Source organism: Rathayibacter sp. VKM Ac-2804 (assembly GCF_009866655.1).
Classification (GTDB): domain Bacteria; phylum Actinomycetota; class Actinomycetes; order Actinomycetales; family Microbacteriaceae; genus Rathayibacter.
This window is the reverse complement of sequence record NZ_CP047420.1, coordinates 2,092,994-2,118,351: the sequence shown is the minus strand read 5'-3', so window position 1 is coordinate 2,118,351 and position 25,358 is coordinate 2,092,994. Positions and strand designations below refer to the sequence as shown.

The window sequence follows — 25,358 nt, the reverse complement described above, 5'->3', positions numbered from 1 at the left end:
CGCTGGGGCCGGCGGACGCATCGGCGATGCGCTCCGCCAGAGTAGGGAACCGCGTCCGCACCGAGACGCCGATCGCCGGGCCAATCAGCGTGAACTGGTCACGCGACGGCCCGGCGAGAGGGACTCAGGCGCTCTTCTCCTGGCGGCGGGGAGCGTGCGGGACGATGGTCGGCGCCGCGTTGTCGAGCACGGCGGCCCGGGTGACGACCACGCGGGCGACCTCGTCGGAGGACGGGACCTCGAACATGATCGGGCCGAGCACCTCCTCGAGGATGGCGCGGAGACCGCGGGCCCCGGTCTGCCGCAGCACCGCGAGATCGGCGATGGCCTCGAGGGCGCCGCGGTCGAACTCGAGCTCGACCCCGTCGATCTCGAACATCCGCTGGTACTGCTTGACCAGCGCGTTGCGCGGCTCGGTCAGGATCTGCATCAGGGCGACCTGGTCGAGCTGGGTGACGGTGGTGACGACCGGGAGGCGGCCGATGAACTCGGGGATGAGCCCGAACTTGTGCAGGTCCTCCGGGAGGACCTCGCTGAAGATGTTGATCTCGTCCTGCTTGTTGTGCAGCGGGGCGCCGAAGCCGATGCCGCGCTTGCCCGCGCGCGACGAGATGATGTCCTCCAGCCCGGCGAAGGCGCCGGCCACGATGAACAGCACGTTCGTCGTGTCGATCTGGATGAACTCCTGGTGGGGGTGCTTGCGCCCGCCCTGCGGCGGCACCGAGGCGACGGTGCCCTCGAGGATCTTCAGCAGCGCCTGCTGCACGCCCTCGCCCGAGACGTCGCGCGTGATCGACGGGTTCTCGGCCTTGCGGGCGATCTTGTCGACCTCGTCGATGTAGATGATGCCGGTCTCGGCCCGCTTGACGTCGTAGTCCGCGGCCTGGATCAGCTTCAGCAGGATGTTCTCGACGTCCTCGCCGACGTAGCCCGCCTCGGTGAGCGCCGTCGCGTCGGCGACGGCGAACGGCACGTTCAGCCGCTTGGCGAGGGTCTGCGCCAGGTAGGTCTTGCCGCAGCCGGTCGGGCCGATCAGCAGGATGTTGCTCTTCGCGATCTCGATCTCGTCGTGGATCGCGTCCGCGGCGGTGATGGTGTTGCGCACCCGCACGCGCTTGTAGTGGTTGTAGACCGCGACGGCGAGGGCGCGCTTGGCCTGCTCCTGGCCGATCACGTACTCCTCGAGGAAGCCGTAGATCTCCTTCGGCTTCGGGAGGTCGAACTCGTGGCTCGTCTCCTCGCTCGACTCGGAGAGGCGCTCCTCGATGATCTCGTTGCAGAGCTCGACGCACTCGTCGCAGATGTAGACGCCGGGACCGGCGATGAGCTGCTGGACCTGCTTCTGGCTCTTGCCGCAGAACGAGCACTTCAGCAAATCGGCGCTTTCGCCAATACGTGCCACGGGGATGCCCCACTTCCTTGTCGTGCGTCGGTGCCTTCGGGCGGCGGTGCCCCCGGGCGTCTCGCAGAGGGCGGTCATGCGGAACCGCCGAACTCTGGTCCGAGCCTAGCCGCTGAGCCGAGGCGGCTCGGCAGGCGGGCCGGATCGGCGGACCATTGCCCCGCCCGTGTCGGTTTGCTAAGTCTCGAGGGCGCGCATCGGCCCTCGGACGCGGAAGGGCCGGGAGGCGGATCGCTCCGCCTCCCGGCCCTTCGACGATCGGTCGGTCTCCCGACCTCAGACCGTGAGGGCGGGAACGCCCTTGCGGCTGGTCAGGATCTGGTCGATCAGTCCGTACTCGAGCGCGTCGTCGGCGCCGAGGATCTTGTCGCGGTCGATGTCCTTCTTGACCTGCTCCGGAGAGCGGTTGGAGTGGAAGGACAGCGTCTTCTCGAGCCACTCGCGCATGCGCATGATCTCCGCGGCCTGGATCTCGATGTCCGAGGCCTGGCCACCGCCCTGCTGCACGGCCGGCTGGTGGATCAGGATGCGCGCGTTCGGCAGCGCCAGGCGCTTGCCGGGCGTGCCCGCCGCGGTGAGCACCGCTGCGGCCGATGCGGCCTGGCCGAGGACGACGGTCTGGATGTGCGGGCGGATGTACTGCATCGTGTCGTAGATCGCCGTCATCGCGGTGAAGGAGCCACCGGGCGAGTTGATGTACATCACGATGTCGCGGTCCGGATCCTGGCTCTCGAGCACGAGGAGCTGGGCCATGATGTCGTCCGCGGACGCGTCGTCGACCTGCACGCCGAGGAAGATGATGCGGTCCTCGAAGAGCTTCGCGTAGGGGTCCTGGCGCTTGTAGCCGTAGGCCGTGCGCTCCTCGAACGTGGGGAGGATGTAGCGGGAGGAGGGCGCGGCTCCGGAGCCGAAGGCCGTCCCGCCGAAGGTGGGTGTGTTCATTGTCTCTTCCTGATCTCTCGGCGCGTCGGGGGGACTCAGCTGTCGGCGGCGGTTCCGCCACCGCCGGCGACGTCGGTCGCCGAGGAGCGGATGTGGTCGACGAAGCCGTAGGCCAGAGCCTCCTCGGCGCTGAACCAGCGGTCGCGGTCGCCGTCCTCGTTGACCTGCTCGACGGTCTTGCCGGTCGCCTGCGCGGTGATCTCGGCGAGGCGCTTCTTCATGTCGAGGATGAGCTGCGCCTGGGTCTGGATGTCGGACGCGGTGCCGCCGAACCCGCCGTGCGGCTGGTGCAGCAGGACGCGGGCGTTCGGCGTGATGTAGCGCTTGCCCTGGGTCCCCGCGGTGAGCAGGAGCTGACCCATGGACGCCGCCATGCCGATCCCGACGGTCACGATGTCGTTCGGGACGAACTGCATCGTGTCGTAGATCGCCATTCCCGCGGTGATCGAGCCGCCGGGCGAGTTGATGTACAGGAAGATGTCCTTCTCGGCGTCCTCGGCCGCGAGGAGCAGGAGCTTCGCTGCGATCTCGTTCGCGTTGTCGTCGCGCACCTCAGAACCGAGCCAGATGATCCGGTCCTTGAGAAGGCGGTCGAAAACACTGTTGGGCATCGCCATTTCGGCCATGTGTCGCTCCGTTTCAGTTGTCGCTTCGGAGGCGAATCTATCGGACGGCACCCGGCCGACTCCGCCGTGTTCGCCCGGGGCGGAGCCGGAGCGGCCGGTGTTCGCCCCGGGCGGACTGCGGGCGGGACCCGCGTCCGGACCCGGGCCGGGACGACGAGAGCCGCCCCCGGCGATCCGGGAGCGGCTCCTGACGTTCTGCGGCGAGGACTACTCGGCGGCCGGGGTCTCCTCGGCGGCCGGAGCCTTCTTCTTCGCGGGGGCGCGCTTCTTCTTGGGGGCCGGAGCGGCCTCCTCCTCCGCGGCGGGCGCCTCGGCGGCGGGCGCCTCCTCGACGACGGCCTCCTCGACGGCCTCGGCGGCGGGGGCGTCCACCTCGTCGGTCGCGGCGTCGTCGGCGGCGGTCTCGTCCGCGTCGTCCCCGGGGACGGCGGTGAAAGCGGTCAGGTCGACGGCGTTGCCCTCAGTGTCGGTGACCTTCGCCTTGCCCAGGACGATGGCGAGCGCCTTGTTGCGGGCGACCTCGCCGACCATCTGGCCGATCTGGTTGTTCTCGGACAGGATCTTGATGAACTCGTTCGGCTCCATGCCGTACTGAGCCGCACCCTGGATCAGGTACTGCGTGAGCTCGTCCTGGCTGACCTGGACCTTCTCCTGCTCGACGACGTGGTCGAGGAGGATCTGGGTCTTGAAGGTCTTCTCGCTGGCCTCGGTGACCTCGGCGCGGTGCTCGGCGTCCTCGAGGCGGTTCTCGCCCTCGAGGTGGCGGTGCACCTCGTCCTCGACGAGCGCGGCGGGGACGGGGACCTCGACGAGCTCGAGCAGGGCCTCGACGAGCTTCTCGCGCGCCTGGCCGCCCTGGCCGAAGGTCTTCTGCTGAGCGGCCTGCTCCTTGAGCGAGTCGCGCAGCTCGGCGATGGTGTCGAACTCGCTGGCGATCTGCGCGAAGTCGTCGTCGGCGTCGGGGAGCTCGCGCTCCTTGACGGCGGTGAGCGTCACGGCGATCTCGGCCTGCTGGCCGGCGTGGTCGCCGCCGAGCAGCGGAGCGGTGAACGTGGTGCTCTCCCCCGCGGTGAGCGAGTCGAGCGCCTCGTCGATGCCCTCGATCAGCTCGCCCGAGCCGAGCTCGTAGGAGATGGCGTTGGCCGTGTCGACCTCGACGCCGTCGATGGTCGCGATCAGATCGATCTGCGCGAAGTCGCCGGTCGTCGCCGGGCGGTCGACGGTGACGAGCGTGCCGAAGCGGCTGCGGAGCTTGTCGAGCTCGGCGTCGACATCGGCGTCGGTCACCTCGGCCGCATCGACCGTCAGCGCGAGGCCGTCGTAGTCCGGAACGGTGATCTCGGGGCGGACGTCGACCTCGATGGCGAGCTCGAGGTCGCCGGTGAAGTCCTTGTCGCTCGGCCAGGCGACGATGTCGGCCTGCGGGCGGCCCAGGGGGCGCACCTCGGTCTCGCGGACGGCCTCGCGGTAGAAGCCGTCGAGCCCCTCGTTGACCGCGTGCTCGAGGACGGCGGCCTTGCCGACCCGCTGGTCGACGATCGCCGGCGGGACCTTGCCCTTGCGGAAGCCGGGGACGTTGATCTGCTCGGCGATGTGGCCGTACGCGTGGGTGATGCTGGGGCCGAGCTCGTCCGGGGTGACCGAAATCGCGAGCTTGACGCGGGTCGGGCTCAGCTTTTCTACCGTGGTCTTCACGTGAGGGGATCTCCTGTGCTGGTTGGTGTCGGCGCCGTGTGACCGGTCGTCACGGGTCGATGTCGTCACGATGAGTACTCGTGGTCGGGGCGACAGGATTCGAACCTGCGACCTCCCGCTCCCAAAGCGGGCGCTCTAGCCAAGCTGAGCTACGCCCCGGTTGCGCGGGCTGTGCACCGTGCCGATGAGGACTCTCGTCGAGCCCTTCCTGCACGGTCACTGGCGCGACACGCCGAAATGGCCTTCGCAAGTGTACTGCACCGCACTCCTGCGCCCGGAACAGTCTCGCGGGACCCGCGGGCGGGACGGCGTCGCCGCCGCTCCCCGTCCTGTACTACAGTGTCCTGGTGCCCGGTCGAGACGACGGGCCTCGCTCGAGAGGGCGACCCGGGGCGGAGCACCTCCACCGCCGATTCCGGGGCTGTAGCTTAGTGGTAAAGCCTCTGTCTTCCAAACAGATGATGCGAGTTCGATTCTCGTCAGCCCCTCCAGTTCCTCCTTTCCCCGATGCCGGTCGACCAGCCGCAGAGCGGCACATCGAGGCCGCCGTACCCAGCAGGGGTGGATCTCGAGACGTCCTCTGCGAGGGCTACTCGATCAGCAGGCGACTCGGCGCGCCTGCCCCCTGCTGGTCGAGCAGCCGCGCAGCGGCGTATCGAGACCCGCCGTGCCGAGCAGGGTGGACCTCGATACGCCCTCTGCGAGGGCTACTCGATCAGCAGGCGGGGCCGGAGGTCACTGGACGGTGACGGCGACCGGGGCGCTCGTCCCGGTGTTGCCTGCCGCGTCCGTCGCCTTGGCCACCACCTGGTGCTCGCCCTTGGGGAAGCCCTTGGTCGAGACGGTCAGCTTCCAGGTGCCGTCGGCCGCCTGCTTCGCCGTCCCGATGCGCGTGCTGCCGGTCCAGAAGACCAGCGACGCGGTGTCGGCGTCCGCGACCGCGACGAGGGTGGTCGTGCCGACGACAGTGCTGCCCGCGGTCGGGCTGGTGATCCGCGAGGTCGGCGCCGTCGTGTCGCGAGCGGGGGTGGGCGTCGGCGTGCGCGTCGGAGCCGGGGTGGGCGTGGGCGTCGGAGTCGCCGTGGGCGCCGGAGTCGCCGTTGCGGTGGGACTCGGAGCGGCGGTCGGCGCGGGGGTCGCCGTCGGCACGGGCGAGTCGGCGGGCTCCGGTGTCGCTGTCGGAGTCGCGCTCGGAGCCGACGTGGCAGTCGGAGTCGGAGTCGCGGTCGGGAGGGGCGTGGCCGTCGGCGTGGGCGTCGCGGTCGGCGTCGGCGTCGCGGTCGCCGTGGGCGTCGCGGTCGGCGTCGGCGTCGCGGTCGCCGTCGGCGTCGCGGTCGCCGTCGGCGCCGCGGTCGGCGTCGGCGTCGCGGTCGCCATGGGCGTCGCGGTCGCCGTGGCGGTCGCCGTCGGCGTCGGCGTGGCCGTCGGCGTGCCCGCGGGGGCGGCCCAGGCGGGCACCGCCTCGGGGCCCCAGAGGATGCCGGCGAGGAAGGCCTGCCCGCGGACGTTGGGGTGGAAGTAGTCGACGGTCGAGACGATGTCGAGCGAGACTCCGGCGGCGGTGAAGGCGCCGCCGTCCCAGATGCAGCGGGGGCCGACGGCCGCGCAGGCCGTGGCGAGCGCCTCGTTGAACTGCTGCGTGCGCTGCGCTGCGGCGGTGACCGCCGCCGCGAAGGCGTCTCCGGTCTGGACGACGTTGTCGGCCGTCGCGCCGCGGGTCGTGCGGCAGAGGCGGTTCGCCGGCCAGCCCGCCTCAGCGGGGCCTCCGCGCAGGGCGGCCCACTCGGACGCGATGTCCGGCATCGAGCCGACGAGGACGGTCGCCTCGGGCCAGGTCGAGCCGATCTGGCGCAGGATGCTCGACGCCGACGCGGCGAAGGATGCGGCGGGAGTCATGGCGTACCCGTCGGCGGCTGCGGTGAGGTCGGGGTGGCAGAGGTCGTTGCCGCCCACGAGGAGGGTCACGACGTCGGGGTCCGCGCCGGCCGAGGCAGCGGCGGTCACGGTCGCCGGCACGGTATTGATCCGGCTGCCCGACTTGGCGTAGTTCGCCGTCGTGACGACGCTGCCCGGGTTCACCTCCTGGAGCCGGGTGGCGATCGAGCGGACCGCGCTCGCGCTCCCGGTCGACCAGGAGTTGACCGGGCAGTCGGCTCGTGTGCCGCAGCTCGAGGCGCCGCGGGTGATGGAGTCGCCGAAGGAGACGACCGAGAGGGTGGACGCGGACTCGGCGGCTGCGGCGGGGACGGCGGCACCGCCGGCGAGGAGCGCGAGGAGGAGAAGGAGGACGGACAGGGGGGAACGGCGGGCCGGGCGCGGAGGCATGACTCTGCTCTCGTGGGACGACGTGGCGCCGCGGCGAGGGAGCACCGCGGGGGCGCGGGCTCAGTCGACCGGGCGACCGGGGGGACGGGGAGGGGAACGGCCGGATCCCGCCCGACGAAGGACCGCTGCGGGAGCCGGACCTCTCCGGCGGGGCCGGCTGATCCGAGCCTGGCCGACACCACCGCAGCGCGATGCCGCCTCACGACCGGACTGCTCCCCCCATAGGTGAGGCGCGGCACAAGTCGAATCCTTCGGTGCGCCGCCCCTGGTCAGCGGACGGTGACGGTGATGGCCGCGCTCGTCGAGGTGTTGCCCGCGCGATCGACCGGCTTCGCGGTGACCGGGTGCGATCCCTTCGCGAATCCGCCCGTCGAGACCGTGAGCGCCCAGCTGCCGTCAGCGGCCTGCTTCCCGGCTCCGATGCGGGTCGTGCCGGACCAGAAGACGAGCGAGGCGGAGTCGGGGTCGGAGACCGCGACCAGCGTGACCGTTCCGACGACCGTGCTGCCGGCGGCCGGGCTGGTGATGCGCGCGACGGGGGCGGTCGTGTCGCGGACCGGAGTCGGCGTCGGTGTCGCGGAGGGAGTGCGGGTCGGGGTCGGCGTGCGCGTCGGGGTCGGAGTCGCCGTCGGCGTGCGCGTCGGGGTCGGGGTCGCCGTCGGCGTGCGCGTCGGGGTCGGGGTCGGGGTCGCCGTCGGCGTGCGCGTCGGCGTCGCGGACGGCGTAGGCGTCGGAGTCGGCGTCGAGGTCGGGCTCGGAGTCGGCGTCGGCGCCGCGGTCGGAATCGGAGTCGGTGCCGGAGTGTCCGCCGTCGGCGTCGCGAACGGAGTGGGCGCAGGTGTCGCGGGCGAGGTGGGCGCGGAGGTCGGTTGCGCTGTCGGGGCGGCGGCGGGCTCGGGCTCCGCCGGTGCGGTCGCCGTGGGCGTGACCGTCGGAAGGGGACCGCCCGCCGGAACCGGAGTGTCCGTCGGCAGTGGGGTACCCGTCGGCTCAGGAGCCGGAGTCGGAGTCGCCGTCGGCTCGAGAGTCGGTGCCGGCGTCACGGACGGAAGCGGCGGGGACGGCGGCGCGGCGAAGCGCGCTGCCCAGGCCGGCACTCGCTCCGGGCCCCAGAGCACGTCGGCGATCAGCGCCTGACCGCGCGCGTTCGGATGGAACCAGTCCACGGTCGACACGATGTCGGGGGTGAGCGGCGTCGCGGTGAAGGCGCCGCCGTCCCACACGCAGCGCGGACCGACCGCGGCGCAGGCCGAGGCCAGCGCGCGGTCGTACTGCTCGGTGCGCAGGGCCGCGGCCGCCGCCGAGGCGGTCTGCGCCTCGCCGGTCAAGGGCACGCCCGTGTCGGTCACACCGCGGGTCGTCCGGCACAGCTTGCCGGCGACCCAGACGGGCTCCGCCGGTCCCCCGCGCAGTCCCGCCCACTCCGAGGCCACGTCCGCAACCGAGCCGAGCAGGATCGTCGCGGTGGGCCAGGTACTGCCGATCTGCTGCAGCAGACTGGAGGCGGACGTCGAGAACGCCGCCGCCGTCGTCATCGTGTAGCCGTCGGCCGCCGGGTAGAGGTCGCCGTGGCAGAGGTCGTTGCCGCCGATCATCAGGGTCACGACGTCGGGCGACGCTCCCGCCGCCGCCGCGGTGGTCACCATGGCAGCGACGGCACGGATCCTGCTCCCGGACTTCGCGTAGTTGGCCGTGCTGACGACGCTGCCCGGAGCGATCTCCTGCAACCGGGTGGCGATGGAGCGGACCGCGGGCGCGGAACCGGTCGACCAGGAGTTGACCGGGCAGTCGGCCTTGGTCGTGCAGCTGGCTCTCCCCTGGCTGATGGAGTCGCCGAGCGCGAGGACCGAGATCGTGGCGCGCTCGGCCGCGGCGACCGGGACGGCCGCGCTCGCGAGCACGAGCATCGCGGCCGCCAGGGCGACGGCGAAGCGGAGCGGGTGGCGGTTCGGACGCGCGCGCATGGCGGTGCCTTCGTGGAGCGTCGAGGGGAGGTCGCACGGCACGGCGAGCCGGGCGTGATCCGCCGCTGAGCGGGGTGGGACGAGGGGAGCTGAGACGAGCATGGCGCGGCGGCGTCCGCGCGGCAAGGCCTCGCTCCCCCGCGCGGAGGTGTCCGGCCGGTTCAGCGGATCGTGACGGTGACCGGGGCGCTCGTCCCTGTGTCGCCCGAGCGGTCCGTCGCGATGGCCACGAGGTCGTGCTCGCCCTTCGGGAAGCCCCTCGTCGAGACCGTCAGCGACCAGTCACCGCTCGAGGCCTGCTTCGCCGCGCCGATCCGGCGGCCACCGCTCGAGAACACGAGCGAGGCGGTGTCGGCGTCCGAGACCGCCGTCAGCACGGCGTTCCCGGTGACGGTGCTTCCGGTGATCGGGCTCGTGATCCGCACCGCCGGGGCGGTCGAGTCCTTCGCGCCGACCAGCGCTCGACCGGACGACTCGGGGGCCGGACGGGGCGCCGGCGTGCGTGAGGCCGCGGGCGCGGGAGTGGCGGGTCGTGCGGGAGTCACCGTCTTCGCCGCTCGGCGAGTGCCGCTGGGAGCAGGAGCCGCCGTCGGAGCAGGAGAGCTCGTCGGAAGAGGGGTGCTGGTCGGAGCAGAGGTGCTGGTCGGAGCAGAGGTGCTGGTCGGAGCAGAGGTGCTGGTCGGAGCAGAGGCCCTCGACGTGAGCTGCGCCGCCCAGGCGGGTATCGCGTCCGGACCCCAGAGCACCCGCGCGATCAGGGCCTGGCCCTGGACGTTCGGGTGGAAGAAGTCGACGCTCGAGACGATCTCCGGGCGGATCTCCGTGCGACTGAGGGCGCCGCCGTCCCAGACGCAGTGCGGACCCAGGGCGGCACACGCCGAGGCGAGGGCGTCGTCGTACTGACGGGTGCGCTCGGCCGCGGCCGCCACCGTCGAGGTGAAGGCGTCACCGGTCTGGACGACGTCGTCGGCGAGGGCTCCTCGCGTCGTCCGGCACAGCTTGGCCGACGGCCAGGTCCTCGCACCCGCGCCGGTCTGCACCGCAGCCCACTCGGACGCCACGTCCGGGACCGACCCGACGAGGACGGTCGCCTCCGGCCAGGCGGACCTGATCCGGTGCAGCGCACTCGTCGCGGACGCGGCGAACGCGTCGGCGGGCGTCATCGCGTAGCCGTCGGCGGCAGCGCGGAGATCGGGGTGGCAGAGATCGTTGCCGCCGATGAGCAGCGTCACGACGCCGGGCCGGGCCCCAGCGGCCGCCGCGGCGGAGACCGCCGAGGCGACTCCCGCGACCCGGCTGCCCGACTTCGCGTAGTTCGTCGCCGTGACGCGACGACCCGGGTTCAGCTCCTGAAGGCGGGTCGCGACGGAGTGGACGGCGGGAGCGGACCCGGTGGCCCAGGAGTTGACGGGGCAGTCTCCCCGGCCCCCGCAGGTGGTGGCGGCGCGGGTGATCGAGTCGCCGAACGAGGCGACCGAGAGCGCGGGGGCCTCCGCGGCGACGGCGGACGGGGCGGCGGCCGCTCCTCCGGCGAGGAGCAGAGCTGCGAGGGCGAGGGTGGACAGGCGGGAACGGACGGACATGGCTCTTCTCGAAGGCGGTGATGAAGGAGGGCGGAGCGAGACCGATCGGCCTTCGGCTCCGTCGGCCGGGTGGCCGCAGGACGGCTCGCGACGAGGTCGGCGGAACCTAGTGGGGAACGGTAATTCCGGCCGTCCACCTCCCGCCACCTTGTGGCGCGAACCGATCAACTGGCGCTTCCTGGGCCCCTGTCCGTTCCTGATCATCTGGCGTGATCCGATGACGATCGCGCCGCCTCGGGGCTAGCGGCCGACGCTCACGGGCTGCGGGATCTCCGCCGGAGACCCGGTTCCCTCGGACGGCTGCGCTCCGGCCGGGCGGCCGAGCTTCACCCTCTCGGTCACGTTCTCGGGCATGCCGACCCGCGTCCTCGAGTGGTCGGGAGCGCCGTCGCTCGAATCGGCGGTGCCGATCTCGTCCAGGGTCGGGATGTCCGCAGGGACCGGAGGAGCCGAGGGCTGTGAAACCGCCCAGCCGGGGACCGCCGCCGGGCCCCACAGGACGCTCGCGACCAGCGCCTGGCCGGCGACGTTCGGGTGGAAGTAGTCGACGGTCGAGAGGACGTCCTTCGTGACGGGCGTCCGCGTGAGAGCGCCGCCGTCCCAGACGCAGCGGGGTCCCGCTGCGGAGCACGCCGCGGCGAGGGCGTCGTTGTACTGCTGCGTGCGCTCCGCGGCGGCGGCCACCGCCGCCTCGTAGGCCGCCCCCTTCTGGACGTGGTTGTCGGCCTTGGCGCCGCGAGTCGTCCGGCAGACGCTGAACAGCCCCCAGAAGAGCTTCCCGGGTGTCCCCTGGACGGCCTGCCACTCCGACGCGATGTCCGGCATCGACCCGAGGAGCACGGTCGCCCGGGGCCACGTCGAGCTGATCTGCCCGAGCAGCGTCGACGCCGAGGCGGAGAAGTCCGCGGCAGTCGTCATCGCGTAGCCGTCGGGCCCGGCCGGGACCTCCGGACTGCAGAGGTCGTTCCCGCCGATGAGGAGAGTGACCACGTCCGGGGCCGCTCCCGCCGCCTGTGCCGCGGTGACCGCCGCCGAGACCTCGGCGATCCGGCTGCCGGACTTCGCGCGGTTGTCGGTCGTGACCGTGCGCTGCGGGTCCACCTCCTGGAGGCGGGTCGCGATGGAGCGGACCTCGGGCGCGGAACCGGTCGCCCAGGAGTTGACCGGGCAGTCGTCCTCCGTGCCGCAGGTCGCCGCGGCTCGGGTGATCGAGTCGCCGAAGGCGACGACGGACAGGTCGGGCGGCGCCGCAGCGGACGCGGCCGGGGCGACCGCCCCTCCGGCGAGGACCGCCGCGGCGAGAGCGAGGGCGATCAGGGGCGAACGGCGGGGTCGGTGCTGGGACACGGTTCTCCTCGAGAAGAGTGGTCGGGGACGGAGACGGAGGTGTCCGATCGACGTGAGAGCCGTCGATCCGAGGGCGGCGACCGCGCACCGGAGAGCGTCGGCGGAACCTGTCCCCGAACGATAGAGAACGGCCCCGCCGGCTCCGGAACTTCTGGCGCCGTTCGGTCCCCTGGCGCTCCCTGACCGCCTCAGGCCGTTCCGCCGGCGGTGGCCGCTCCCCGATGCAGATCGGCCAGGACGAGATACGACGCGGCGTTCCCGCGGATCCCGTCGCGCTCCTGCTCGGACAGGTCCCGGCGGACCTTCGCCGGCACGCCGGCGACGAGGGAGCCGGGCGGCACGACCGTGCCCTCGAGGACGACGGCGCCCGCGGCGACGAGCGACCCGGAGCCGATCACCGCGCCGTTCAGAACGGTCGCGTTCATCCCGACGAGCACGTCGGACTCGAGGGTGCAGCCGTGCAGGACGGCGTTGTGGCCGACCGAGACGCCCGACCCGAGCGTCGCGTCGAAGCCCTCGTCGACGTGCACGATCACGCCGTCCTGCAGATTGCTGCCGCGGCCGATCCGGATGCGCGCCCTCTCCGCGCGGAGGACCGCGCCGTACCAGACGCTCGACTCCTCCTCGAGCTCGACCGCTCCGACGAGGGTGGCGCCCGGGGCGACCCAGGCCGAGTCGGCGACGACCGGCGATCCTCCCGGCAGCGCGATCAGTCGGGCGTCCGGGTGCGCTCCTCGTGCCACGGCGATCGGTCCTCCTCCTCGGCGGACGCGACGGACGCCGGATCCCAGTGTCGCAGGGCGACGGCGCACGGCAGGAGTGCGGATCCTGGCCGGTCGTCGGGTCCCGGGCGCGACGTGTCCCCATCCGGGGCACGCGCCGCGGAGGGAGCACGGCTTAGGCTTTCCGGGCTACGGGGGGATTTCCGCGGCGACGGACCAAGGGGACGGCAATGCGACGACGAACCGCACGGGCATCGATCATGGGGGCTCTCGCGGCCCTCCTCCTGGTGCCGATGGTGGCGACCGCCCCGGGCAGTGCCGCGAGCGCCGCTGCCGACACGGTGAAGCCGGTGGTCACGATCACGGCGCCGACGAGCGGATCGACGGTCGCGGGGACGATCTCCCTGACGGCGATCGCGACGGACGCGGTCGGGACCACGCAGCTCTCGTTCTGGGAGGGCACCCGCCGCATGGGCTACGCGACCGTGCAGGCCGGTGTCTGGACCCTGCCGCTCGACACGCGGACGCTGGCCGAGGGCTCGCACGTCTTCGTCGCCAAGGGCAAGGACGCCGCCGGCAACATCGGCAACAGCGCCGCCACCCGCGTCACCGTGCAGAACTCGGGCGCGACACCGACTCCGACGGCGAGCCCCTCCCCCACGCAGACCCCCGTGCCGACCGCGACGGCCACCGCCTCGCCGACGGCGAGCCCGACGACCGCGCCGACCCCCGGCGCCACGCCGACCGCCTCCGGCACCCCGAAGCCCGACACGACCAAGCCGACCGCGCGGATCACCTCGCCCGCCACCGGGAGCACCGTCCCGCGGACCGTGACGCTCGTCGCCACCGCGTCGGACGCCGTCGGCGTCACGGCCGTGTCGTTCTGGTCCGGCTCCACCCGGGTCGGGAACGCCGTGCAGCAGGCCTCCGGCGAGTGGTCGCTCACCACCTCGAGCCTCACCGCGACCTCGCACGTGATCATCGCCAAGGCCCGCGACGCCGCCGGCAACATCGGCAGCAGCGGCTCGATCGCGCTCACCGTCTCGGCGACGGCACCGACGACGCCGCCGACGGCCACCCCGACGCCGACCGCCACGCCCACGACGACCCCGACGGCCACGCCCACTCCTACCGCCACGCCCACTCCCACCGCCACGCCGACGCCGACGCCGACGGCCACCCCGACCCCCACTGCGACGCCGACCACTCCCCCCAAGGCTCCGGGTGTGCCGGCCCCGCTCGCGCAGTGGGACTTCACCCAGCCCGCGGCGCCCTACTACTCCACCTCGAACGACCTGCCGCTGATGCAGGCGGGAAAGACGAAGGCGACGACGGCGACGACTCCCTGGGGCTCGGGCATCACGATGACCGGGACGAGCTTCCTCCGCGTGCCGCTCGAGTCCGCCGGACGCCTGACCATCGGCGCGACGGGCAACGCGGTCACCGTGGCGAGCTGGGTCTACATGACCGACGACAGCACGGGGTACGTGGCCGGCGCCTGGAACGAGCACGGCGAGCGGGCGGGCCGCTCCTACGGACTGTTCTACGATCTCGGCCTCTACGGGGGTGACGAGCGATCGAACTTCCACGTCTCGCGCACGGGCGGGCCCACCCCCGGCTACCCCTACTCCCGCGACTACTCGGCCTCGGGTGAGAAGTTCACCCGGAACACCTGGCAGCTGCACGTCGGCACCTACGACGGCACCTACGCGGTCTCGTACCTCGACGGCACCTCCGTCGCCTACCCCCGTTTCGTCGACAACAAGGGCGCGACCTACGCGAAGAACCCGTACCTCTTCACCGAGGGGCTCAACCCCGACGCCGGAGACTTCACGGTCGGCGCGGTCGAGCTGACCTCGGGTCCCGGCAACTACGCGAAGGGCACGTTCGCGAAGATCCGGGTCTGGGACAGGGCGCTGACCGCCGACCAGGTCAAGGCGCTCTACGACACGGAGCGCACGGCCCTGAACTGAGCCCGCGAGGACGGCCTCGTCCGCGTGGGCGAGCCCATGCTGATCGAGCGGCCCGCGCAGCGGGCGCGTCGAGATCCACCCGCGTCGGAAGGACGAGCCTGCAGACGCGCCCTGCGGACGACGGTGGGTCTCGATACGCCCCTGCGGGGCTGCTCGGCCAGCAGGGGAGGCCCTCACCACCGTGGGGCGGATTCGACCAGCAAGGGAGGCGGGCGCTCGGCTATCCGGTCGGCAGGGCGCGCGAGCGGGGCTCGCAGCGGCTCAACGCGCCGAGCGGAGCCACGTCAGGACGGCGAGGACGCGGCGGTGGTCCGAGCCGGAGTCCTCGAGCCCGAGCTTCTGGAAGATCGAGGTGACGTTCTTCTCGACCGCGCCGACGCCGATGAAGAGCGCGGCGGCGATGCCGGCGTTGGTGCGCCCCTCGGCCATCGCCTCGAGCACCTCGCGCTCGCGCGGGGTCAGGAGGGCCAGCGGGTCGCGGTTGCGCTGGAGCAGCGAGGCGACGACCTGCGGATCGAGCACCGTCCCGCCCGCGGCGACGCGCTCGACGGCGTCGCGCAGCTCCTCCACCGAGGCGACGCGGTCCTTGAGGAGGTAGCCCATGCCGCCCTCGCCCGAGCCGAGCAGCTCGTGCGCGTAGGTCACCTCGACGTACTGGCTGAGCAGGAGCACCGCGATCCGCGGATGCAGGCGGCGCAGATCGAGGGCCGCGCGCACGCCCTCGTCGCGGAAGGTCGGCGGCATCCGCACGTCGAGCACGGCCACGTCGACCGAGGTCGGCTCCGCGGCGACGGCCGCGAGCAGTCCCTCGGCATCGCCGTGCGCGCCGACGACGGCGAACCCGGCGTCCTCGAACAGTCGGACCAGGCCCTCGCGGAGGAGGACGGAGTCCTCGGCGAGGGCGACGCGGATCGGTGAGGCGGGCGGCACGCCCTCAGGATAGGGCGGGCGGCGGTGCGGGCAGGAACGGCACGTGCACGCCCGCCGTGGTCGGGCCGCCCGGGGGCGAATCGACGGTGAACAGCCCGCGGAGCCCGCTGACGCGCCCGGCGACTCCCTCCAGGCCGTGCCCGGGCCGGGGCGAGGCGCCGCCCACTCCGTCGTCGACGACCCAGACGTCGAGCCAGCGCTCACCCGCGCCGCCGACGCCGCGCACGTCCAGGTGCACGCGGATCGACCGCGCCGACGCGTGCTTCGACGCGTTCGCGAGCAGCTCGGCGACGACGAAGTAGACGCTGCGCTCGACCTCGGGCGGCACCTCCGCCACCGGATGCTCGACCAGCACCTCGACCGGCACCGGGCTCATCGCGGCGAGCGAGTGCACCGCAGCGGTGAAGCCCCGGTCCTGCAGGATCGGCGGCGCGACTCCCCGGGAGAGCGCGCGCAGCTCGTCGAGCGCCGAGCGGACGTGCTCGCGCGCCTCGTCGATCAGTGCCGCCGCCGAGTCGGGATCGGAGCGCACCCGGTTGAGAGCGGATCCGAGGTCCATCTGCACCCGGATCAGGCGCTGCTGCGGACCGTCGTGGATGTCGCGCTCGAGCCGGCGCAGCGCCCGGTCCTCGGCGGCGACCGCCGCGCCGCGGGAGACGCTGAGCTCCGCGACCTCGCGCTGCAGCGCCTCCGAGCCCCAGGGCCCGAGCAGGAGCCGATCCACGAGGAAGCGGCCGAGCGTGAGGCCGCGGGTGACGAACGGCAGCGTCGAGACGAGCACGACGACCAGAGCGACATCGGCGAGGACCAGGAGGACAGCGGGAGGACCGGGGACGCCGAGCACCGCGCTCGACTGCCCGGAGACGAGCCGGACGACCGACGAGGAGTCGCCGCTGATCAGCGCCGCCAGCGAGTCGGAGCCCGCCCAGCTCCAGAGGCCGAGGACGGCGGCGAAGACGAGCGCGAGCAGCGGCGCGACCACGAGCGTGTGCAGCAGCGCGAGCCAGTAGTGCCCGTCCACGACCGGCCCGTAGAGCGCGAAGGTGGCGGGGGCGACGGAGCCGGGCGGCCGGCGCCACTGCGGCTCGTCGATCCGCGGACGGCCGGCGAGCACGTCGAGCGCGCGAGACGCGCGGCCGAAGCCGCGGGCGGTGTGCAGCGCCAGCGGGAGGAAGACCGCGCCGATCAGCACGCCGATCAGGCCGAGCCCCAGGGCGAGGGCGAGGCCGGTCGCGAGCGCTCCGATCAGCGCCAGCGGCACGGCGAGCAGGAGCGAGAGCGCCTCGCGCGGCAGATCGCGCCAGAGCCGGAGGTAGGCGGCGGAGGCTTCTCCGAGGGCGGTCGGCGCTGCGGGCACGCGCGTCTCCTCCCCCGGCCCGCGCGGGTGGCGGGCATCCTCTCGAGGGTACCGGCGGCCCGTGCGCGCGAGGCGGGGGCTGACCCCCGGAACGGCTGCCAGGGACGACTGCCCGAACCGGCCCCGGCGGCCGTCGGGACGCTCCCCGAGCACAGGCCAGGCTCGCCTTCTCCCGCCTAAGCCGAGCCTGCACTTCCTTGCGAACACTGGGCTGCGGCGTAGTGTTGACGATCAGTCACCCCCTCTCGAAAGGAACAGACGATGTCCACTGCATCCGTCACGTCGCTCACCTCGTCGAACCCGGACGTCGCATCCGGAGTCGCTCAGTTCCTCAGCCCGGTCGTCGTCGAGATGACCGCCCTGGCCGTCAACAGCAAGCAGGCGCACTGGCACGTGCGCGGCGCCAACTTCATCGGCGTGCACGAGCTGCTCGACGTCGTCGTCGGCCACGCCATCGAGTGGGCCGACCTGGCCGCCGAGCGCGTCGTCGCCCTCGGCCTCCCCGTCGACGCCCGCATCCAGACCGTCGCCTCGGCGACGCAGACCGCCCCGCTCACCCCGGGCTTCCAGCGCTCCGAGAACGCCATCGTCGAGGTCATCGGCCTGATGGACGTCGCGATCACCACGGTCAACACCGCGATCGCCGAGCTCGCCGACATCGACGCGAGCAGCCAGGACGTCGCGATCGAGATCGGCCGCGGTCTCGAGAAGGACCGCTGGTTCCTCTTCGCCCACGTCAGCGAGAGCTGAGCAGGCGCCGACCGCGCTGCGACGGCCCGTCGGATCCTCGGATCCGGCGGGCCGTTCGTCGTCCCGGCACTCGCGGCCGGTCAGCCGTGGTGCGTCAGCCGACCGGCGAGCAGGGTCGCCGCGACCGGCATGGTGAGCAGCTGCTCCCCGTCGGAGGCGAGCGGGTCGCGCTCGACGGCGACCAGATCCGCGACGTCGCCCGCCTCGGGACGGAGGCGGCGGGTCCGGGTCGACGCCACGAGCGCCTCCGCGATCGTGACCCCCTGCTCCGGGTGCCACGGCTCGTCACCGTCGCGGGCCCGCGCGACGGCGGCCGCGATCGCGACCCACGGGTCCAGCGGCGCGACCGGGGCGTCGGAGCCGAGCACGACCGTCGCGCCGGAGTCGATCAGCGAGCGCAGCGCGAAGGCCCGGCCGGTGCGTCCGGCCCAGTAGCGGTCGGCGACCTCCCGGTCGTCCAGCGCGTGCGCCGGCTGCACTCCCGCGACGACGCCGAGCCCGGCGAAGCGGGGCAGGTCGGCGTCCGAGAGCAGCTGCGCGTGCTCGATCCGGCCGCCGCCGACCTTGTCCAGCGCGTCGAGCGCGACCGTCGCGGCCGCGTCGCCGATCGCGTGCACCGTCGGGCGGATGCCCGCCGCGGCCGCCCGGGCGAGCAGCTCGTCGAGCTCGACGGGGTCCACGGTGAGGACGCCGCGGCCCTCGTGCCCGGCGTACGGATGAACGCAGTAGGCGGTCCGGGTGTTCAGCGAGCCGTCGATCAGCACCTTGAGCGGGCCCATCCGGAGCAGCCCCTCGCCGCCGGCGATCTCGTCCCCGGTGCGCAGCCCCTCCACGATCGCGCGGTCGAGGTGATCGCGGTACACGCCGATGTCGACGCGCAGCGCGCGGGTGCCGCGGGCGATCCGCCGCATCCAGTCCCCCGCGTTCCAGCGCATCTCGAGATCCACGACCCCGACGACGCCGCGGGCGGCCGCACGGCGCGCCGCCTCGTCGGCCAGATCGTCGAGCTCCTCGTCGCTCAGCGCACCGAGAGCGGTGACGAGGCGGAAGCAGGGCTCCTCGCGGAGGATGTCGTCCTGTGGCGCGAAGCCGTAGCGACGCAGCGCGGCGGAGTTGACCCAGGCGCAGTGCAGGTCGCCGCTGACCAGCACCACCGGTCGCTCCGGCGCCACCGCGTCGAGCAGGGCCGTCGTCGGCAGATCGGGCCAGAGTCCGTCGCGGAAGCCGAAGCCGACGAGGGTCGCCGGCGAGTCGGGTGCGAGGGCGAGCCGCGCACGGACCGCCTCCACCGTCTCCGCCGCCGACCGCGCCGTGGAGACATCGAGGCGCGGTGCGGTCATCGACCACTGCGAGAAGTGCACGTGCTCGTCCCAGAGACCCGGCAGCAGCCAGCGGCCGTCGAGGTCGAGGACCTCGGTGTCCCCCGCCCCGGCGGCGTCGAGAGCGCCGTCCGGAGCGATCGCCTCGACCCGCCCCTCGCGGAGCAGCACGGACACGGGCTCGTCCTGGCCGAGGAGCCGCGCGGTGCGCAGGAGCAGGCTCGGAGTCACGGGATCCTCTCGATCGTCGGTCACGGAGAGCAGATCAGGCGGTCACGACTGGCACACCGGGCACCAGTAGAGCTTGCGGGCGCCGATCTCCTCGAGCAGGACGTTCGTGCCGCAGACCCGGCAGGGCAGTCCCTCGCGCTTGTAGACGTAGTTGCGCTCGGCGCGGCTGCGCACGGCCGCGGAGCGCTGCGTCTTCGTCAGCCCCCGGCGGGTGATCATCATCCCGGTCCGGATGCCGTCCTCGAGCAGGAGCGCCCAGTCGGCCCAGAGCTCGCGGGCGAGCTCGAGGGGCACCAGCTTCCCGGGCGTGTGCGGGTCGAGGCCGGCGCGGTAGAGCAGCTCGGCGCGGTAGATGTTGCCGATCCCGCTGACGACCGACTGGTCCATCAGCACCAGGCCCACCGGTGTGGCCGTCTTGCGCAGCCGGTTCACGAAGCGGTCGCGCGCCTCGTCGGAGTCGTCCGCCGCAGGATCCGGTCCGAGCCGGGCGAGCAGCACCTCCACCTGGGAGGGGTCCATCACCTCGCAGGCGGTCGGGCCGCGCAGGTCGGCGACGGTCTCCTCCGTCTGGATGCGCACGCGCACGGCACCGATCGGCGGCGGCGGGAACTCCTCGAGATCGCTGTCGGTCTCGTGCTCGGTCTCGGAGAGCCGGACGGCCCGTCGCCGACGCGGGGCGCCGATGCTGCTGCCCGCCTTGCCGTCGTCGAAGAGCGGCGAGACGCGGCCGAGGAAGTCCCAGGCCCCGTACAGACCGAGGTGGACGTGCAGCGTCGCGTCGCCCTCGAAGCGCAGCAGCAGGTGCTTGCCGACCGCGGTCGACTCGAGCACGGTCCGGCCGTCCAGCAGCGCGGCGCCCTCGGCGAAGCGGCCCTGCGGGCTGCTGGTCGCGACGGCGTGACCGACGATGTCGCGCTCGAACTGCAGCGCGATGCGGTGGACGGAGTGGCCCTCGGGCACCTAGCGGCCGCTCGCGGCGGAGTCGACCGTGCGGCCGGCGATGTCGCCCGTGGCCTCGTACTCGGCGAGCTGCGCGATGCGGCGCACGTGGCGCTCCTCGAAGGAGAACGGCTCGGCGACGAAGGCGTCGATGAAGTCCGTCGCCTCCTCGACCGAGTGCTGGCGCGCGCCGATCGAGATCACGTTCGCGTCGTTGTGCTGGCGGGCGAGCACCGCGGTGCTGAGGCTCCAGACCAGGGCGGCACGGACGCCGGCGACCTTGTTCGCCGCGATCTGCTCGCCGTTGCCCGAGCCGCCGAAGACGACGCCGAGCGCCTCGACGCCGGCCTCCTGGTCGCGCACGACCGCGGCGGCCGCGTTGATGCAGAACGAGGGGTAGTCGTCGAGCGGGTCGTACGAGGTGGGGCCGTGGTCGACCACGTCGTGGCCGGCGGCACCGAGGTGCTCGATCAGGTGCCGGCTGAAGTCCAGCCCGGCGTGGTCCGTTGCGATGTGGATGCGCACGCGCTCGTCCTCCGGAAAGCCGTTCGTGGCCCGTGGATCCGGGGCCGGGAGTCAGGGTACCGCTCGCGCGGGGGCCCGGTCCTCAGAAGAGGACCGGGCCCCCGCGCGGACCGCGGTTCAGTCGAAGATCGGGTCGCGGGTGCGCGAGCGCTTGAGCTCGAAGAAGCCGTCGTAGGACGCGACGGCGACGAGGCCGTCCCAGAGCGAGAGCGCCTGCTCGCCGCGCGGGATCGGCGAGATGACGGGTCCGAAAAAGGCGATGTCGCCGATCGCGATGACGGGCGTGCCGACGTCCTGGCCGACCCGGCCGATGCCGTCGAAGTGCGAGGCGCGCATCGGCTCGTCGTACTGGTCGGTGTCGGCGTAGGCGGCGAGCTCGGCATCGAGGCCGACCTCGGCGAGCGACTCGGCGATGACCGCGTCGACGTCCGTGCGGCCGCCGTTGTGGATCCGCGTGCCGAGCGCGTCGTAGAGCGGCTTGACCTTGTCCTGCCCCTCGCGCTCGCCGACGGCGGCGACGAGGCGCGTGTAGCGCAGGGCGCGCGGGAAGAACGCGCGGTAGTCGTCGCTCACGTCCTGGTCCTCGTTGAGCACGGCGAGGCTCATGATGTGCCAGGTGACGTCGAGGTCGCGGCCGGGCGTCACCTCGTCCACGAAGCGGGAGGTCATCCAGGCCCACGGGCAGGAGGGATCGAACCAGAAGTCAACGGCGGTCATGAGGCCACGCTACGCCTCTCGGCGCCTCCCGGGTGCGCAGGCCCGGCACGGCCCTAGGGTGGTTCGGTGGCGCCCGCACCCCGGCGCCGAAGCGGCAGCGCCGAGACGAACGGATGGAGCACCCTGTGCCTGGAGACAACCTCACCCGGAGCGAAGCGCAGGAGCGCGCCTCACTGATCCAGGTCGACGCCTACGACGTGGCCCTCGACCTCACGCGGGGGGCCGAGACCTTCCGCAGCACCACGACCGTGCGCTTCACGGCGACGGAGGGGGCCTCCTCCTTCATCGACGCGATCACGAAGACCGTGCACACGGTGACGCTGAACGGCGTGGAGCTCGACCCGGCCGACGTGGCCGACGGCGTGCGGATCCGCCTCGACTCTCTCGCGGCCGAGAACGTGCTGCGCGTCGATGCCGATGCGCTCTACACGAACACCGGCGAGGGCCTGCACCGCTTCGTCGACCCGGTCGACGGCGAGGTCTACCTCTACTCGCAGTTCGAGGTCCCGGACTCGCGCCGCGTCTTCGCGGTGTTCGAGCAGCCCGACCTCAAGGCCGCCTTCTCCTTCACGGTGACCGCGCCCGCCGCCTGGCAGGTCGTCTCCAACCAGCCGACCCCCGAGCCGGTCCCCGCCGGCGACGGCGTCGCGACCTGGAGCTTCGAGCCCACCCCGCGGATCTCCTCGTACATCACCGCGCTCATCGCGGGCCCCTACGTCGTCGAGACCGACTCGCTGGTCTCCTCCGACGGCCGCACCGTGCCGCTGGGCGTGTTCGCCCGCGCCTCGCTCGCGCCGTTCCTCGACGCGGACTACGTCTTCGAGAAGACCAAGCAGGGCTTCGCCTTCTACGAGGAGAAGTTCGGGGTGCCGTACCCGTTCGCGAAGTACGACCAGCTCTTCGTCCCCGAGTTCAACGCGGGTGCGATGGAGAACGCGGGCGCCGTCACCTTCACCGAGACCTACGTCTTCCGCTCGAAGGTGACCGACGCGGTCAAGGAGCGCCGGGTCGTCACGATCCTGCACGAGCTCGCGCACATGTGGTTCGGCGACCTGGTGACGATGAAGTGGTGGAACGACCTCTGGCTGAACGAGTCGTTCGCCGAGTACGCCTCGACCCTCGCCACCGCCGAGGCGACCGAGTGGACCGAGGCCTGGACCACCTTCGCCGCGATGGAGAAGAGCTGGGCCTACCGCCAGGACCAGCTGCCCTCGACGCACCCGATCGTCGCGACGATCAACGACCTCGAGGACGTCCAGGTCAACTTCGACGGCATCACCTACGCCAAGGGCGCCTCGGTGCTCAAGCAGCTGGTGGCCTGGGTCGGCGAGAAGGAGTTCCTGGCCGGCGTGCACGAGTACTTCGTGAAGCACGCGTTCTCCAACACCGAGCTGCGCGACCTGCTGGTCGAGCTCGAGGCGACCAGCGGCCGCGACCTGACCGAGTGGTCGGCGCAGTGGCTCGAGACGGCCGGCGTGAACACGCTCCGCCCCGAGATCGAGGTCGACGACGAGGGCGCCATCGCCTCGTTCGCGATCCTGCAGAGCGCGGTCGCCGACTACCCGACCATCCGCCCGCACCGCCTCGCGATCGGCCTCTACGACTTCGAGGGCGACCGCCTCGTGCGCGTCGACCGGCTCGAGCTCGACGTGGACGGCGAGCGCACCGAGGTGCCCGAGCTGATCGGCCGCACCCGCCCCGCGCTGGTGCTGCTCAACGACGACGACCTCGCCTACGCGAAGATCCGGCTCGACGACGCCTCGCTCGCCGTGGCGATCGAGCACCTCGCGAGCATCTCGAGCCCGCTCGCGCGCTCGCTGGTCTGGGGCTCGGTCTGGGACGCGACGCGCGACGCCGAGTCCGCGCCGCGCGACTTCGTCCGCCTCGTGCTCGGCAACATCGCGACCGAGACGGAGTCGACGACGCTGCGCACGGTCCTCGGCCAGCTCGTGAGCACCGCCTCGCAGTACGTCGCGCCGGAGCACCGCGACGAGGTCCTCGCGGAGGTGGGCGACCGGCTGTGGACCCTCGCGCAGGGCGCCGAGGCCGGCAGCGACGCGCAGTTCCAGTTCGTGAAGGTGCTCGCCGCCGTCGCCACGACGCCGGCCCACCTGGACGCGGTGCAGGCGCTGCGCGACGGGACCACGACGCTGCCGGGGCTCGAGATCGACACCGATCTCTCCTGGGAGCTGCTGATCGCTCTCGTGGCCGGCGGACGGGCGGACGCCTCGGACATCGACGCGGCCCTCGCGGCCGACAACACCGCGACGGGAGCGCAGTCCGCGGCGAACGCCCGCGCGGCGATCCCGACGGCGGAGGCCAAGCGCGCGGCCTGGGACTCGGTGACGCTCGACGACTCGGCACCGAACACGATCGTCCGCGCAACGGGTCTCGGCTTCCAGCACACCAGCGACCCCGCCGTCCTCGAGGCGATGGTGCCGGTGTACTTCGATGCCCTCCGCTCGCTGTGGGACGCGAAGAGCTACAAGATCGCGGAGTACCTCGTCGTCGGCTTCTACCCGGCGGCGACGCCGACGCCGGCGATCGTGGACGCCACCCGCGCGTGGCTCGACGCGAACCCGGATGTGCCGGCGCTGCGCCGTCTGGTCATCGAGAACCTGGCCGGCGTCGAGCGCGCCCTGCGCGCGCAGGAGCGCGACGCGGCGCTCTGAGCACGCCGGCCCTGCTGATCGAGTAGCGCGCACAGCGGCGTATCGAGGTCCCCCGCCACCAGGAGGGGTGGGTCTCGATACGCCGCTCCGCGGCTACTCGACCAGCATGCGGAGCGCGCACAGCGCACGATGGGAACCGCGCCGGCCGCGCCGGCTCCGCTGGACAGCGAGATGGCGCGGGGTCAGCGCTCCGGGACCGAGCGGCGGGCCGGCCCGTCGTACGCCGACAGCGGGCGGATGAGCGCGTTCGAGGCGCGCTGCTCCAGGACGTGCGCGGTCCAGCCGACGACGCGGGCCGCGACGAACAGCGGCGTGAACAGCTCCGTATCGAAGCCCATCAGGCGGTAGGCCGGACCGGACGGGTAGTCGAGGTTCGGCAGGATCCCCGTGCGCTCGCTCATCTCGGCGGCCAGCGCGTCGTAGAGCTCGAGCATGTCGTCCGCCCCGGTCTGCTCCGCCACCCGGCGGAGCGCCGCCTCCATCGTCGGCACGCGCGAGTCGCCCGACTTGTAGACGCGGTGGCCGAAGCCCATCACCTTGCGCTTCGCCCCGAGCGCCTCCGCCAGCCAGGCCCGCGCGCGCGGCCCCGCCTCCGGCCCGATGCCGATCTCGTCGAAGACGTGCAGGACGGCCTCGTTCGCCCCGCCGTGCAGCGGGCCCTTCAGCGCGCCGACCGCCGCCGTCACGGCGGAGTGCACGTCCGACAGCGTCGACGTGACCACGCGCGCCGTGAAGGTCGAGGCGTTGAAGGAGTGCTCGGCGTACAGCACGAGCGACACCCGGAAGGCGTCGACGACCACCGGATCGGGCAGCTCGCCGAAGGTCATCCAGAGGAAGTTCTCGGAGTAGTCGAGATCGTCGCGCGCGGCGATCGGCTCCTGCCCGTGCCTGCGGCGCTGGATCGCGGCGACGACCGCGGGCAGCACCGCCCAGAGCCGCATCGAGCGCTCCAGGACCGCCTCCGGCGACTCGTCGTCCGGGTCATCCTCGAGCGCGCCGAGCACGCTCACCGCGGTGCGCACGACGTCCATGGGATGCGCCGTCACCGGCAGCAGCTCGACCACCGCGCGCACCTCCGGTGCCGGTTCCCGGTGCGCTCGCTCGAAGGCGCGCAGCTGCTCGGACTCGGCCGGCGTCGGCAGCTCGCCCTTCCACAGCAGCCAGGACACCTCCTCGAAGGAGCAGGACGCCGCCAGCTCCTGCACCGGATAGCCGCGGTACAGCAGCGAGTTCGACTCCGGATCGACCTTCGAGATCGCCGTGGCGTCGACGACGACCCCCACGAGTCCCTTGCGGATGTCCTGCTCGGTGGTGCTCATCGCTCGCTCCTTCGCGATCG

General features: G+C 72.7%; 19 protein-coding genes and 2 tRNA genes. 4 read left to right on the top strand and 17 right to left on the bottom strand.

The window, feature by feature from the left end; translation table 11 throughout:
• Positions 1 to 124 precede the first annotated feature (124 nt).
• The 5 genes from clpX to GTU73_RS09995 all read right to left on the bottom strand — a co-directional run bounded on the left by clpX (position 125) and on the right by GTU73_RS09995 (position 4,824).
• Positions 125 to 1,402, bottom strand: coding sequence for an ATP-dependent Clp protease ATP-binding subunit ClpX (clpX, locus tag GTU73_RS10015; RefSeq protein ID WP_123445812.1), 1,278 nt, complete (start codon positions 1,400 to 1,402; stop codon positions 125 to 127).
• A 276-nt stretch (positions 1,403 to 1,678) separates the two neighbouring features.
• Complete coding sequence (locus GTU73_RS10010; protein WP_123445811.1) at positions 1,679 to 2,344, bottom strand: ATP-dependent Clp protease proteolytic subunit; 666 nt, start codon at positions 2,342 to 2,344, stop codon at positions 1,679 to 1,681.
• Between the two features lie 35 nt (positions 2,345 to 2,379).
• Positions 2,380 to 3,021: an ATP-dependent Clp protease proteolytic subunit gene (locus tag GTU73_RS10005; protein ID WP_279630792.1), complete on the bottom strand. Its 642-nt coding sequence runs from the start codon at positions 3,019 to 3,021 to the stop codon at positions 2,380 to 2,382.
• 156 nt (positions 3,022 to 3,177) lie between these two features.
• Positions 3,178 to 4,665, bottom strand: coding sequence for a trigger factor (tig, locus tag GTU73_RS10000; protein WP_160089091.1), 1,488 nt, complete (start codon positions 4,663 to 4,665; stop codon positions 3,178 to 3,180).
• Between the two features lie 81 nt (positions 4,666 to 4,746).
• Positions 4,747 to 4,824, bottom strand: a tRNA-Pro gene (locus tag GTU73_RS09995).
• A gap of 258 nt (positions 4,825 to 5,082) precedes the next feature.
• On the opposite strand from GTU73_RS09995, the gene GTU73_RS09990 reads away from it, so the two are divergent.
• Positions 5,083 to 5,156 (top strand) — tRNA-Gly (locus tag GTU73_RS09990).
• Between the two features lie 244 nt (positions 5,157 to 5,400).
• Here the strand turns inward: GTU73_RS09990 and GTU73_RS09985 are convergent.
• From GTU73_RS09985 to GTU73_RS09965, 5 genes are all read right to left on the bottom strand, one after another.
• A complete protein-coding gene (locus GTU73_RS09985; protein ID WP_160089089.1) occupies positions 5,401 to 6,990 on the bottom strand; it encodes a GDSL-type esterase/lipase family protein in 1,590 nt (529 codons plus the stop codon).
• 269 nt (positions 6,991 to 7,259) lie between these two features.
• Positions 7,260 to 8,954 (bottom strand): GDSL-type esterase/lipase family protein, encoded by a 1,695-nt coding sequence (locus GTU73_RS09980; RefSeq protein WP_160089087.1) that lies wholly within the window; start codon positions 8,952 to 8,954, stop codon positions 7,260 to 7,262.
• A 161-nt stretch (positions 8,955 to 9,115) separates the two neighbouring features.
• Positions 9,116 to 10,537 (bottom strand): GDSL-type esterase/lipase family protein, encoded by a 1,422-nt coding sequence (locus tag GTU73_RS19490; RefSeq protein WP_160089085.1) that lies wholly within the window; start codon positions 10,535 to 10,537, stop codon positions 9,116 to 9,118.
• 240 nt (positions 10,538 to 10,777) lie between these two features.
• Positions 10,778 to 11,884: a GDSL-type esterase/lipase family protein gene (locus GTU73_RS09970; RefSeq protein WP_160089083.1), complete on the bottom strand. Its 1,107-nt coding sequence runs from the start codon at positions 11,882 to 11,884 to the stop codon at positions 10,778 to 10,780.
• 188 nt (positions 11,885 to 12,072) lie between these two features.
• The gene (locus GTU73_RS09965) at positions 12,073 to 12,627 is read right to left on the bottom strand and encodes a gamma carbonic anhydrase family protein (RefSeq protein ID WP_244231590.1); all 555 of its coding nucleotides are present in this window, start codon (positions 12,625 to 12,627) and stop codon (positions 12,073 to 12,075) included.
• 209 nt (positions 12,628 to 12,836) lie between these two features.
• Here GTU73_RS09965 and GTU73_RS09960 point away from each other — a divergent pair, with 209 nt between their 5' ends.
• Positions 12,837 to 14,579, top strand: a complete 1,743-nt coding sequence (locus GTU73_RS09960; RefSeq protein WP_160089081.1) for an Ig-like domain-containing protein — start codon at positions 12,837 to 12,839, stop codon at positions 14,577 to 14,579.
• Between the two features lie 261 nt (positions 14,580 to 14,840).
• Here GTU73_RS09960 and GTU73_RS09955 read toward each other — a convergent pair whose 3' ends face one another.
• Positions 14,841 to 15,509: a response regulator transcription factor gene (locus GTU73_RS09955; RefSeq protein ID WP_160089079.1), complete on the bottom strand. Its 669-nt coding sequence runs from the start codon at positions 15,507 to 15,509 to the stop codon at positions 14,841 to 14,843.
• 4 nt (positions 15,510 to 15,513) lie between these two features.
• Positions 15,514 to 16,866, bottom strand: a complete 1,353-nt coding sequence (locus GTU73_RS09950) for a histidine kinase (RefSeq protein ID WP_208543653.1) — start codon at positions 16,864 to 16,866, stop codon at positions 15,514 to 15,516.
• 261 nt (positions 16,867 to 17,127) lie between these two features.
• On the opposite strand from GTU73_RS09950, the gene GTU73_RS09945 reads away from it, so the two are divergent.
• On the top strand, positions 17,128 to 17,616 hold the full coding sequence (locus GTU73_RS09945) for a DNA starvation/stationary phase protection protein (RefSeq protein WP_123445793.1): 489 nt from the start codon (positions 17,128 to 17,130) through the stop codon (positions 17,614 to 17,616).
• A gap of 80 nt (positions 17,617 to 17,696) precedes the next feature.
• Here the strand turns inward: GTU73_RS09945 and GTU73_RS09940 are convergent, their stop codons facing one another.
• The 4 genes from GTU73_RS09940 to GTU73_RS09925 form a co-directional block, all read right to left on the bottom strand.
• Positions 17,697 to 19,166 (bottom strand): amidohydrolase family protein, encoded by a 1,470-nt coding sequence (locus tag GTU73_RS09940; protein ID WP_244231589.1) that lies wholly within the window; start codon positions 19,164 to 19,166, stop codon positions 17,697 to 17,699.
• A 42-nt stretch (positions 19,167 to 19,208) separates the two neighbouring features.
• A complete protein-coding gene (locus tag GTU73_RS09935; protein ID WP_160089077.1) occupies positions 19,209 to 20,126 on the bottom strand; it encodes a DNA-formamidopyrimidine glycosylase family protein in 918 nt (305 codons plus the stop codon).
• Positions 20,127 to 20,630 carry a ribose-5-phosphate isomerase gene (locus GTU73_RS09930; RefSeq protein ID WP_160089075.1) on the bottom strand — a complete coding sequence of 168 codons (504 nt, stop codon included), beginning with the start codon at positions 20,628 to 20,630 and terminating at the stop codon, positions 20,127 to 20,129.
• A 117-nt stretch (positions 20,631 to 20,747) separates the two neighbouring features.
• Complete coding sequence (locus GTU73_RS09925; RefSeq protein WP_160089073.1) at positions 20,748 to 21,347, bottom strand: DsbA family protein; 600 nt, start codon at positions 21,345 to 21,347, stop codon at positions 20,748 to 20,750.
• Positions 21,348 to 21,472: 125 nt separating this feature from the next.
• Between GTU73_RS09925 and pepN the strand changes: the two genes are divergently transcribed.
• Positions 21,473 to 24,019: an aminopeptidase N gene (gene pepN, locus GTU73_RS09920; protein ID WP_160089071.1), complete on the top strand. Its 2,547-nt coding sequence runs from the start codon at positions 21,473 to 21,475 to the stop codon at positions 24,017 to 24,019.
• Positions 24,020 to 24,201: 182 nt separating this feature from the next.
• Here the strand turns inward: pepN and GTU73_RS09915 are convergent, their stop codons facing one another.
• Entirely contained in the window at positions 24,202 to 25,338 is a 1,137-nt protein-coding gene (locus tag GTU73_RS09915) for a bifunctional 2-methylcitrate synthase/citrate synthase (RefSeq protein WP_160089069.1), read from the bottom strand.
• Between the last annotated feature and the right edge of the window lie 20 nt (positions 25,339 to 25,358).